Source organism: Microbacterium sp. K41 (genome assembly GCF_004794395.1).
GTDB classification, from domain to species: Bacteria; Actinomycetota; Actinomycetes; order Actinomycetales; family Microbacteriaceae; genus Microbacterium; species Microbacterium sufflavum.
Window position 1 is genome coordinate 1 of record NZ_SSDO01000483.1, and the last position, 11,232, is coordinate 11,232.

Below are 11,232 nucleotides of genomic sequence, written 5' to 3' on the forward strand. Positions count from 1 at the left end.
CACCGCTCACCGCGCGGCTCTTCGCGGCGCTGGGCGGCGAGCCCGCGGCGCTGGTGCGCACGACGGTCGCGCCCACCATGCAGTCGGGCGGCACCGCCGCGAACGTGCTGCCCTCGCAGGCGTCGGCCACGGTGAACCTGCGCATCGCGCTCGGCGAGACCACGCAGCAGACCGTGTACCGCGTGCGTCGACGGGTGCGCGATCCGCTCGTCTCCGTGGAGGTGGTGGAGGCCAGTGAGCCGTCGCCGGAGTCGTCGACCGAGAACGCGCAGTTCGCCCTGCTCGCCGCGGCGCTCGAGGTCTCGCACCCCGGCGTCCCCGCCGTGCCGTACGTGATGATGGCGGCGACCGACTCCCGGCACTTCCACCGGTTCGCCCCGGCCGTGTACCGCTTCGCGCCGCTGGACATGTCGAATGCGCAGCGCGCATCGATCCACGGCGTCGACGAGAGCGTGGAGATCGCGGCGCTGGAGCGGGGGGAGCGGTTCCATCGCTCCCTCCTCGAACGACTAGGGTGATCTCACCCCCTCCGGGATCCACCCCGGCACCCGACCTCTCGAAGCAGGAGACGCGATGACGCGCACCCGCACCCTGGGCACCCTCGCCGTGGTCGTCGGCTTCCTCGCGTTCGTCGAGTTCACCAGCGGCGTGCTCCAGGGGTACTACACGCCGATGCTCAGCGACATCGCCCGCCACCTGGGCATCCACGACGCCGACGTGAACTGGCTGGAGGGGTCGCAGCTGATGCTGTCGGCACTGGTGGTGCCGGCGTTCGCGAAGCTCGGCGACATGCTCGGCCACAAGCGCATGCTGCTGATCTCGACCGCTGTGACCGCGGCCGCCGCGCTCGTGCTGCCGTTCACGGACTCGATCGCGGTGTTCCTGCTCGCCTGGTCGCTCATGGGCTTCTACGTGGTGTGGCTGCCGCTGGAGATCGCCCTGATCTGGTCGCGGTCACGGCGCATGGAGGGACGCTCGTCGATCACGGCGAAGGCGGCGGGCCTCCTGGTCGCCGCCCTGGAGGGCGGGGCGATCATCGGCGCCCTCGTCGGCGGTGCGCTGATCGACGCGCTCCCGCTGACGGTCGTGCTGCTCGTGCCCGCCGTGCTGATCGTGGTGTGCTTCTTCGTGATCCTGTTCGGCGTGCGGGAGTCGCCCGAGCCGACCGGCGGCGTGTTCGACACGGTCGGCCTGGTGCTGATCTCCCTCGCGCTGCTGTGCTTCACGGGCGGGCTCAGCCTGCTGCGCCTCGAGGGCGGCCTCGGCAACCCGTGGTCGTGGGCGGTCGTGGCGCTGGGGCTTCTGCTGGTCGTGCCGTTCGTGCGGTGGGAGCTGCGCTGCGACGACCCGCTGATCGACGTGCGCATGTTCCGGTCGCCGGCGCTCGGCCCCGTGTTCCTCACGGCGGGACTGTTCGGGGTGAGCGTGCTGGGCGCGCAGGCGCCGCTGTCGACCTTCGCGCGCACCGACCCCGAGGTGTACGGCTACGGGCTGGGGACGACCGGCTTCGCGACGTCGCTGATCATCGGGGTGTACCTGGTCGCGATGATCGCGGGCGCGCTGCTGTTCCCGGTCGTGGCGCGCCGGGCGTCGCCGCGGATCACGCTCCTCGGGGCGTCGGTGCTGGTGGGCATCGGGTTCCTGCTGTTCCTGCCGTTCCACGACGCCTATGGGCAGGTGATCGCAAACATGGTCGTGGTGGGGCTCGGCTCCGGAGCGCTGGTGGCGGCGCTGCCGGCCGCGGCGGCATCGGCGGCTCCGGCGACGCAGACGGGCGTCGCGACCGGGCTCACCAACTCCGTGAAGACCGTGGGCGGTGCGATCGCCTCGTGCGTCTTCGGCATCGCACTCCTGCACGGCGTCGCGAGTGGTGCGGGCGCGGTCGCCGACGGGACGGCGGGGTCGCTCGCGGGGTATGTCACGGTGTGGGTCGTCTGCGGGGCGACCGCGCTCGCCGCTGCGGTGCTCCTGCTGTTCGTGCCGAAGCAGGCGTTCACGGATCGCGCGGTCGAGGCTGAGGCGGCACCGGTCGCCTGACGGCCGGGCGAGCAGCGCGGTCGGACGGATCGGCCGCGTCAGGCGTCGCGGTCGAGGCCGAACGTGCGCTTCACCAAGGCCTGCACGTCGCGGTCGAGACCGTCGATCCGGGTGTGCACGGCGTCGATGCGGGTGTGCACGGCATCGAAGCGCGCGTCAACGGCGTCGAACCGGGCGTCGACCGTCGCGAAGCGGGCGTCGACCGCATCGAAGCGGCCGTTCATCTCGTTGCGGAGCCCGCCGACCTCGCTGCGGAGCACGCGGACGAACATCGTCGACATCACGGTCAGGGTGCCGCACATCAGGGCGGTGAACGCGCCGATCATCGTCCAGATCTGTGCCGCATCCATCGATTCCATCTCCTCATCGTCGCATCGGATGATCCACCCTGCCAGCATCCTGGTGCCGGCTCCGGCCACGTCTCCGAGAACCGCGGGACGGGCTGCTCGGCGCGTATCGGTGCAGAGTGGGTGGTCCTGCGACGGCGCGGTCAGGCGTCCTTCGGCGGGTTGTACATGAACTCGACGCGGATGCCGTCGGCGTCCTCCACGAAGGAGGCGTAGTAGCGCTCCGAGTAGCGGGGATACTCCTTGGGCTCCCGCACCGCGCTCCACCCGGCGTCGAGCGCGAGCGCGTGGAAGCGGTCGACCTCCGCGCGCGACGGCATCGCGAAGGCGAGGTGCTGCCACCCGATGCGTCCGTGCCGGTGCGGCTCCGAGTCCTCGTCCCACGTGTAGAGGATGATCTCGGTCTCGTCGCCGTTGTGCCACGAGATGGAGTGGTCGTCCTCCCCGCCGGACTCGTAGCCGAGCGCGGTCAGGACGGGATGGAACTGCGCCCGCCCCCGCTCGAGGTCGCCGACGGTGATGCCCAGGTGATCGAGGAGTGCCATCGGCCCAGTCTGTCAGCGATCGCGGACGGTGTCAGTGGGGAGCGTGATACTCGGCTTCGCCCCGCTTCCAGTACCCCTTCACGACGGCCTTCGCGGTGTCGACGCCCCACCGGTCGAGCAGCGCGCGACCCGGCTTGACGATCGACTGCTCCGCCGCGATGAACACGAACGGATCGGTGCCGACGATGTCGTCTCCCGACAGCGACTCCAGGAACGCGATCAGCGCCGAGCCGGCCGGGTCGTCCCCGCGGTGCAGCCACTGCACCGGTACCGGGGCGGCGAGGTCGAGCTCGCCGCTCTCGGCTACGGTCTCGATCACGATGCGGGCCGGGGCGTCGTCGGGGATCAGCGCGGCGAAACGGCGGATCGCGGGGATCGCGGTCTCGTCGCCGACGAGCAGCCAGGAGCCGGGGGTGCCGGTGACGACGGCGGCGCCGCGCGGACCGCCGACGCCGATCTCGGCGCCGAGGGGCGCGGTGGCGGCCCACGGTGCGGCGACGCCCTGGTCGCCGTGCACCGCGAACTCGACGTCGAGCCAGTCCTCGCCCCACGCGAGCGGCGTGTACTCGCGGCTGGGCGCGGCGCGCAGTTCCTCCACCGACTCCACGGGGCCGTCCGGGAAGAACAGGCGCATGTGGTCATCGGCGCCGGGGGAGTCGAATCCGGCGAGGTCCGGCCCGGCGAGGCGCACGCGCACGAAGTCCGGGGCGAGCCACTCGCGCGCGGTCAGGGTGACGGTGCGGAAGCGCAGCTCGAGGCCGCGGCGCTCGATCGTGAAGCCGGATTTCGTATCGCTCATAAAGTAAGGCTAACCTAAAAAGCACGACGGATGGTTCCCTGCGATCCGCTCCGTCCGACCGGCGCCCTCGAGTGCGCGACCACCCCGCAGAACAGGAGTCTCTCCATGTCCGTGCCCAGAACCCTCACCGCCACCAGCGTCGCCCTGGTCGGCCTGCTCGCGCTCTCCGGCTGCGCCACCGGCACCGAAGCCGAACCCGAGGAGACCGCCGCCGCCTCCGGCACCGTGACCGTCGAGGACAACACGGGCGAACACGAGATCGCCACCCCGCCCGCCTCGGTCGTCGCCCTCGACAACCGCACCTTCCAGACCCTGTCCGACTGGGGCATCGAGCTCTCCGCCGGCGCCGTCTCCCTCATGCCCGAGACCGTGTCGTACGCGAAGGACGACGGCATCGTCGACATCGGCCTGCACACCGAGCCCGACCTGGAGGCGATCGTCGCGGCCGACCCCGATCTCATCATCAGCGGTCAGCGCTTCACGCAGCACAACGCCGCGATCGCCGAGCTCGTGCCCGACGCCACGATCATCGACCTCGAACCGCGCGACGGCGAAGCGTTCGACGCCGAACTCACGCGCCAGACCACCGTGCTCGGCGAGATCTTCGGCAAGCAGGACGAGGCGCAGAAGCTGGTCGACGAGTTCGACGCCGCGGTCGAGCGGGCCAAGGCCGCCTACGACGAGGCCGACACCGTCATGGCCGTCAACACCTCGGGCGGCCAGATCGGCTACCTCGCTCCGACCGTCGGCCGCTCGCTCGGCCCGATCTACGACCTCCTCGGCCTCACGCCGGCCCTCGAGGTCGACGACGCGAGCGATGACCACCAGGGCGACGAGATCTCGGTCGAGGCGATCGCGGCCTCGAACCCCGACTGGATCCTCGTGCTCGACCGCGACGCGGTGTTCGCGGCGGAGACGCCCGACTACGTGCAGGCCGCCGAGATCCTGGAGAGCTCCGAGGCCCTCGCCGGCGTCACCGCGGTGAAGGACGAGCAGATCGTCTACATGCCCACCGACACGTACCTGAACGAGAGCATCCAGACGTACACCGCGTTCCTGAACGACCTCGCCGACGCGCTCGAGAAGAGCGCCGACAAGTAAGGGCCGGGTGGCGGCGCCCGCGATCAGGGCGCCGCCACCGGCATCCCCCATGACCTCTCCTCTCCTCGCCCCGACGCCGCGATCGTCCGCGCGGCTGTTCGACCCGAAGCTGCTCCTCGGGGTGCTCGTCGTCGCGGTTCTCCTGGCGCTCTCGCTCGTCACCGGCGTCTACGACATCGCCGGTGCCGACGACGGCGCGCAGATGTTCCAGATCACCCGCGTGCCCCGCACGATCGCCCTCGTGCTGGCCGGGGCCGCGATGGCGATGGCGGGCCTGGTGATGCAGCTGCTCACCCAGAACCGCTTCGTCGAGCCGACGACGACCGGCACGACCGAATGGGCGGGCCTCGGCCTGCTCGCCGTGATGCTGCTGGTGCCGCAGCCGTCCCTGCCGCTGCGCATGGCCGGGGCCGTGCTGGCCGCCTTCGTCGGCACGATGGTCTTCTTCGCCTTCCTGCGGCGGGTGGCGCTCAAGTCCTCGCTCATCGTCCCCATCGTCGGCATCATGCTGGGGGCGGTCGTCGGCGCGATCACCACCTACCTCGCGCTCGTCACGAACTCGCTGCAGATCATCGGCGTGTGGTTCGCCGGCAGCTTCACGTCGGTCATGCGCGGCCAGTACGAGATGCTGTGGATCGTCGCGCTCATCGGGGTGATCGTGTTCCTCGTCGCCGATCGGCTGACCATCGCCGGACTGGGGGAGGAGATCGCGACGAACGTCGGGGTGAACTACAACCGGATGATCCTGCTCGGCACCGTGCTGATCGCCGTCACGACCGGCGTCGTGACGGTCGTCGTCGGCAACCTGCCCTTCCTCGGGCTGATCGTGCCGAACATCGTGTCGATGGTGCGCGGCGACGACCTGCGCAGCAACCTGCCCTGGGTCTGCCTGCTGGGCATCGCGATCGTCACCGTGTGCGACATCATCGGCCGCACGATCATCATGCCCTTCGAGGTGCCCGTGTCGCTGATCCTCGGGGTCGTCGGGGCGGTCGTGTTCGTGCTCCTCCTGCTGAGGCAGCGTCGTCGTGGCTGAGCGGACGGCGACGGAGTCCCGGCCCGACGCGACGACCCGGTCGGCCGGTTCCTTCACGACGCCCCGCGCGCGTCGCCGCTACGTCGTGGTGCTGGTCGTGCTCGCCGTGATCGCCGCCGGATCCGCGTTCGGGCTCCTGGCGTGGGACAACCCGATGCCCGTCGGCACGCCGGGGTTCTGGCGCATCGCCCAGCACCGCGCGACCGCCGTGGTCGTGATGGCCGTCGTCGCCGTGGCCCAGGCCGTGGCGACCGTGAGCTTCCAGACCGTCACGAACAACCGCATCATCACGCCGTCGATCATGGGCTTCGAGTCGCTCTATCGCGTGGTGCAGACCACCACCGTGTACCTGTTCGGCGTCGCGGGGCTGGTCGCCGTCCAGGGGGCGGGACAGTTCGCCCTCCAGGTCGTGATCATGGTGGGTCTCGCCGTGGTCCTCTACGGGTGGTTGCTCTCGGGGCGCTACGGCAATCTCCAGATCATGCTGCTCGTGGGCATCGTGATCGGCGGAGGGCTGGGCGCGATCGCCACGTTCATGCAGCGGTTGCTGACGCCGAGCGAGTTCGACGTGCTCGCGGCCCGCCTGTTCGGCAACGTGTCGAACGCCGACCCGGCGTACCTCCCCCTCGCGATCCCGCTGGTCGCCGGAGCCTCGCTGCTGCTGTGGTCGCGGTCGCGTCGGCTCAACGTGCTCGCGCTCGGTCCCGACGCGGCCCGGTCCCTCGGGATCGATCACCGACGCGAGCAGTTCCTCGTGCTGACGCTGGTCGCGGTGCTCATGGCGACCTCGACCGCCCTGGTCGGTCCGATGACGTTCCTCGGGTTCCTCGTCGCGACGCTCGCCTACCAGTTCGCCGACTCGCACGACCATCGGCTGATCTTCCCGGTCGCGGTGCTCACCGCGTTCTCGATCCTCGCCGGGGCGTACTTCGTGATGAAGAACGTGTTCTACGCGCAGGGCATGGTGTCGATCCTGATCGAGATCGTCGGCGGCACCGTGTTCCTCCTCGTCATCCTCCGAAAGGGCAGACTGTGATCGCACTCGACGGCGTGCGCCGTGACTACAGCAGCGAGGTCGCGATCGGACCCGTCGACCTCCGCATCCCCGCGGGCGGCATCACCGCCCTCATCGGACCCAACGGCGCGGGCAAGTCCACGCTGCTGACGATGATCGGTCGGCTCAACGGCATGGACGCCGGCGCCATCGAGATCGCCGGACTGGATGTGGCGTCCACGAAGTCGAAGGACCTGGCGAAGGTGGTGTCGATCCTGCGGCAGGAGAACCACTTCGTCACGCGCCTCACCGTCCGCCAGCTCGTCGGGTTCGGGCGCTTCCCGCACTCCCAGGGGCGCCTGAACCGGCACGACGAGGAGGTCATCAGCCAGGCGATCGACTTCCTCGACCTCGGCGCGCTGGAGGGGCGCTACCTCGACGAGCTCTCCGGAGGGCAGCGACAGCGGGCCTACGTGGCGATGGTGCTCGCGCAGGACACGGAGGTCGTGCTGCTCGATGAACCCCTCAACAACCTCGACATGCGGCACGCGGTGCAGATGATGAAGCACCTGCGGCGGGCGGCCGAGGAGCTGGGGCGCACGATCGTCATCGTGCTGCACGACATCAACTTCGCCGGTCACTACGCCGACCACATCTGCGCCATGAAGGACGGGCGGGTGGTGGAGTTCGGCCCGCCCGCGCAGATCATGACCGACGACGTGCTGACCCGCGTGTTCGACACCGAGGTGCGGGTGGTCGAGGGACCCTCCGGTCCCCTCGCGGTGTACTACTAGAGCTCGATGCCGTGGTCTTCGTCGTTCACGCCGGCGTTGTGGCCGCGGCGCGACTCGTAGCCCAGGAACCACCCGAGCCAGACGATCGCGGCAAGCAGCACCCCGAGCCACACGTTCTGGAAGATGAGACCGACGACCACGCCGACGATCAGCAGGCCGAGGGTGACGGTGATCCGGAGCGCGGCGCGGGACATGGCCTCAGCATACGTCCCGGCGCCCCGTGGGCGTGCCGCCGTATCGCGGTTCAGCGGCGACGGTGGTCCTCGGGGGCGAGCCGGGGTCCGCGTCGCGGTTCGACCAGGCCGCTCGCGAAGATGAGCCGGATCACGCGCTGGCGGTGGCCGGACCACGGCTCCAGCAGCTCGATCATCCCCGCGTCGTCCGTGCGATGACCCGCGAGGGCGTGGCCGACCTCGTGCGCGAGATGGTAGTCGCCCACGCTGACCGCATCCGGGTCGCCCAGCGCGCGGATCCTCGTCTCGGCCGCGGTCCACACGCCCACGCCGGGCAGGCTCGTGAGCACGCGGTCGCGGTCCGCTCCTGTCTCCGCCGCCTGCACGGCCCGCGCGATGCGGTCGCCGCGTTCGGCGGCGCGCACGATCGTCTTGGACTGCGGGGGTTCGACGCCCGCGCGGTGCCACGCCCACGACGGGATGCGCCGCCACTGCTCGGCGGTCGGCGCGACGGCCATCGGGCGCGGGGTGGGGCCGGGTGCGCGGTCGCCGTAGCGCGAGACCAGGTAGCGCCACGCGCCGAACGCCTGCATCGAGGTGACCTTCTGCTCCAGGATCGCGCAGGCGAGCGCGTCGAACACCTCGTCGGTGCGGGCGAGCCGGATGCCGGGGTTGCGCCGGGCGGCTTCGGCGACGAGGGGGTGGTGCGACGGGTCGAACCCGGTGGGGTCGTCGGTCGCGCCGCAGAGCGCGGGGACGAGGGACAGGGCGTGGTCGGCGCCCGGACCCCATGCGGTCGCCGTCACGGCGTTCCCCGCCATGCGCAGCGCGAGCGTGGACGGGCCCTGCGGAGTGCGCACCGCGCGCCAGATGACGTGACGGTCGAACACGGTGGTCGGGTCGGTGCCACCGCGGCGCAGCATCCCCACCGTGCGGCGGAGGTCGAGCGGATGCGGCGGACGGTAGGTGGTCTCCCGCCGCAGGTCCGCCGGCACGGCCGCAGGGGGCGCTGACGGAGCGGTGAGGGTCATGCGCCCACCCTACGCGGCGCTCCTGACATCGGCTCCCGGCGTGCGCCGCGGCCCGCGGGGGCCGTGCTCGGCACGATGGCCAAGCCGCGCGGGCGTGCTTTCAGAAGCGGTCGGGCGAGGGGGTGCCGTGGCCGTAGCGGATGACGACGTCGGCGTGGCGATCGAACCGGTAGCCGATGCCGCGGACCGTCCGGACGATGTCCTCGTAGCGGCCGAGCTTGGCCCGCAGCCGCCGCACGTGCACGTCGATCGTGCGCTCGCCGGGGGCCTCGTCGTCCTGCGCCTGCCACAGGGCGGAGACCAGCTCGCTGCGCTCGATCGTGCGGCCCTCGCGGAGCACGAGGTACTGCAGTAGCTCGAACTCCTTGTACGTGAAGGCGGCGGACTCGCCGTCGATCAGGACGCGCTTGCGGGAGATGTCGACGGTGACCCCGGTCTCCTCCGGCACCGTCTCCTCTTCGGCTGCGGCCTTGGTCCTGGCGATCGCGCCGGGCTCCTGCAGGGCGAGCCGGACGACGTCCAGGTCGCGGCCACCCGAGCCGTGCGGGGCGAGGGCGACGGTCGCGTGCGTCTCGGCGCCGGGTGCGAGCTCGGCGAGGGTGCGGCGGAGGGCGTCGACGAGGAGCGGGAGGCTGACGCCGGCTTCCGCTGCCTTGATCTCGTCGAGGCCGACGTAGAGGGCGAAGCCGCGCGGAGAGCGGACGGCGGGGAGGTCGGCACCGGCGGTGGCGGCGGAGTCGCTGCCGGGGTGGACGGTGCGGACGGGGGCGGTGGTGGCGGGACGCTCGAGAAGGGCGGAGTTCGACATGATGATGGAGTCCTCAAGACGTGAGCCCGAAGCGACGGGGGCTCGGATGCGTTGCATGAATGACCGGCGGAGCCGGGAAGCGAGCAAGGGTGGATGCTCGAGACGCTGCTCCCGCAGATGGCGAGGAGTCAGGTCAGGCGGGGTGGCTGTTCGTTCAGCGACACATTCGGCAACACATGCCAACGCGACCGGGCATCATCATCCCGGCAGTCCCGTTCGCCTCCTGGGCGGACAAAGGGCGTGCGTTGGTGGTCATGGGGGGATTATGTCCGATCGTGACGACGCATGTCAAAACGCCCGGGCGTGGCGGAGGGGCGTAACGTGGCACGGATGACGATCTCGCACACCGTCGGCGGCTTCATCCTGACCGACGAGAAGGACGCATCGCGGTATACGCTCACGCGCGACGGGAAGCTGGTCAGCGTGCTGGACTATCGCGACGACGGCCACACGATCGCCCTGACCCGCGCCTTCACCGTGCCGACTTTCCGCGGCCATGGCTACGCGGGAATCGTGGTCGACGGGGCGGTCGCCGACATCGAGGAGCGGGGCGACCGCACGGTCGACGCGGTCTGCTGGTACGTGGCGGAGTGGTTCGCCGCGCACCCCGAGCGAGCCGGAGTCCTCCGCCGCCGCTGAGGCGCGAGTATGACGCCGTGTTACGTGCACGGTCGTGCTTCCTCCGGCCGGCTCGGCTGCCCGCGGCGGGCCTCAGACCGAATGTCGGAGGTCGTTCGTACGGTGTGAGTATGCGGATCCTGCACACCTCGGACTGGCACATCGGCCGGACCTTCCACGGCAACTCCACGCTGGAGGCGCTCGCCGAGGTGCTCGCCGCCCTGACCGTTCAGGTCGAGCAGGAGGGGGTCGACGTCGTGGTCGTCGCGGGCGACGTCTTCGATTCGGCGACGCCGTCCGCCGCGGCGTACACGCTCCTCGGTGACGCGCTGGTGGCGCTGCACGCCACGGGCGCGCGGGTCATCGTGACCAGCGGCAACCACGACTCGGCGGCGCGACTCGGCTTCCAGTCGCGGCTGCTGCGCGACGGCATCCATGTGCTGACCGATCCGCTCGCGATCGGGCGGCCCGTCACGATCGCCGACGACCACGGCCCCGTGCACTTCTTCGGCATCCCGTACCTCGAGCCCGCCATCGTGCGGCAGCACTGGCCGGAGGGTGACGCCGACGGGCGGCAGCTGCGCACGCAGGCACAGACCATGGCCCATGCGATGCATCTCGTCCGCGCGGGGATGCAGGAGCACGACGGGCGCTCCGTCGCGATCGCCCACTGCTTCGCCGCGGGTGTCGAGCCCACCGAGGGCCTGGAGCGCGAGGTGCGCCAGGGCGGCCTCGATGTCGTGCCGCTGAGCGTGTTCGACGGTCCCGACTATGTGGCGCTCGGCCACATCCACGGGCGGCAGCAGGTGAGCGAGCGCGTGCGGTACGCCGGAGCGCCCCTGCACTACAGCTTCGGCGAGCAGCACAAGCCCCGAGGGTCCTGGCTCGTGGACCTCGACGCCGACGGGCTCGCCCGGGTCGAGTGGCGGGGGGGGGCGGGGGGGGGGGG

General features: G+C 70.9%; 14 protein-coding genes. 8 read left to right on the forward strand and 6 right to left on the reverse strand.

Features of this window, described 5'->3' with window-relative positions:
- On the forward strand, positions 1–518 hold a 518-nt coding region (locus DW309_RS16025), incomplete at its 5' end, for a M20/M25/M40 family metallo-hydrolase (RefSeq protein WP_136045926.1).
- Between the two features lie 55 nt (positions 519–573).
- The gene (locus tag DW309_RS16030; RefSeq protein ID WP_136045927.1) at positions 574–2,037 is read left to right on the forward strand and encodes an MFS transporter; all 1,464 of its coding nucleotides are present in this window, start codon (positions 574–576) and stop codon (positions 2,035–2,037) included.
- A gap of 38 nt (positions 2,038–2,075) precedes the next feature.
- Here DW309_RS16030 and DW309_RS16035 read toward each other — a convergent pair whose 3' ends face one another.
- The 3 genes from DW309_RS16035 to DW309_RS16045 form a co-directional block, all read right to left on the reverse strand.
- Positions 2,076–2,387: a hypothetical protein gene (locus DW309_RS16035; RefSeq protein ID WP_136045928.1), complete on the reverse strand. Its 312-nt coding sequence runs from the start codon at positions 2,385–2,387 to the stop codon at positions 2,076–2,078.
- 140 nt (positions 2,388–2,527) lie between these two features.
- A complete protein-coding gene (locus DW309_RS16040; protein WP_136030594.1) occupies positions 2,528–2,929 on the reverse strand; it encodes a VOC family protein in 402 nt (133 codons plus the stop codon).
- 31 nt (positions 2,930–2,960) lie between these two features.
- On the reverse strand, positions 2,961–3,728 hold the full coding sequence (locus DW309_RS16045) for a siderophore-interacting protein (RefSeq protein ID WP_136045929.1): 768 nt from the start codon (positions 3,726–3,728) through the stop codon (positions 2,961–2,963).
- A 105-nt stretch (positions 3,729–3,833) separates the two neighbouring features.
- On the opposite strand from DW309_RS16045, the gene DW309_RS16050 reads away from it, so the two are divergent.
- Genes DW309_RS16050 through DW309_RS16065 form a run of 4 tightly spaced genes read left to right on the forward strand, consistent with a single transcriptional unit; the run spans position 3,834 to position 7,653 of the window.
- A complete protein-coding gene (locus DW309_RS16050) occupies positions 3,834–4,829 on the forward strand; it encodes a siderophore ABC transporter substrate-binding protein (RefSeq protein WP_136045930.1) in 996 nt (331 codons plus the stop codon).
- Positions 4,830–4,878: 49 nt separating this feature from the next.
- Positions 4,879–5,865: an iron chelate uptake ABC transporter family permease subunit gene (locus tag DW309_RS16055; RefSeq protein WP_136036048.1), complete on the forward strand. Its 987-nt coding sequence runs from the start codon at positions 4,879–4,881 to the stop codon at positions 5,863–5,865.
- A complete protein-coding gene (locus DW309_RS16060) occupies positions 5,858–6,901 on the forward strand; it encodes an iron chelate uptake ABC transporter family permease subunit (RefSeq protein ID WP_136030602.1) in 1,044 nt (347 codons plus the stop codon). Before DW309_RS16055 ends, DW309_RS16060 begins: the two co-directional genes overlap by 8 nt.
- On the forward strand, positions 6,898–7,653 hold the full coding sequence (locus DW309_RS16065) for an iron ABC transporter ATP-binding protein (protein ID WP_136030605.1): 756 nt from the start codon (positions 6,898–6,900) through the stop codon (positions 7,651–7,653). Before DW309_RS16060 ends, DW309_RS16065 begins: the two co-directional genes overlap by 4 nt.
- On the opposite strand, the gene DW309_RS16070 is transcribed toward DW309_RS16065, so the two are convergent.
- The 3 genes from DW309_RS16070 to DW309_RS16080 all read right to left on the reverse strand — a co-directional run bounded on the left by DW309_RS16070 (position 7,650) and on the right by DW309_RS16080 (position 9,665).
- Positions 7,650–7,847, reverse strand: a complete 198-nt coding sequence (locus DW309_RS16070; protein WP_136030607.1) for a hypothetical protein — start codon at positions 7,845–7,847, stop codon at positions 7,650–7,652. The genes DW309_RS16065 and DW309_RS16070 overlap by 4 nt on opposite strands.
- A gap of 50 nt (positions 7,848–7,897) precedes the next feature.
- Positions 7,898–8,857, reverse strand: coding sequence for a DNA-3-methyladenine glycosylase family protein (locus DW309_RS16075; RefSeq protein ID WP_136045931.1), 960 nt, complete (start codon positions 8,855–8,857; stop codon positions 7,898–7,900).
- A 100-nt stretch (positions 8,858–8,957) separates the two neighbouring features.
- Positions 8,958–9,665 carry a winged helix-turn-helix domain-containing protein gene (locus DW309_RS16080; protein ID WP_136030611.1) on the reverse strand — a complete coding sequence of 236 codons (708 nt, stop codon included), beginning with the start codon at positions 9,663–9,665 and terminating at the stop codon, positions 8,958–8,960.
- A 330-nt stretch (positions 9,666–9,995) separates the two neighbouring features.
- On the opposite strand from DW309_RS16080, the gene DW309_RS16085 reads away from it, so the two are divergent.
- Together DW309_RS16085 and DW309_RS16090 are read left to right on the forward strand one after the other, a co-directional pair.
- Positions 9,996–10,304, forward strand: a complete 309-nt coding sequence (locus DW309_RS16085) for a GNAT family N-acetyltransferase (protein WP_136030613.1) — start codon at positions 9,996–9,998, stop codon at positions 10,302–10,304.
- A gap of 110 nt (positions 10,305–10,414) precedes the next feature.
- On the forward strand, positions 10,415–11,232 hold an 818-nt coding region (locus DW309_RS16090; protein ID WP_136045932.1), incomplete at its 3' end, for a metallophosphoesterase family protein.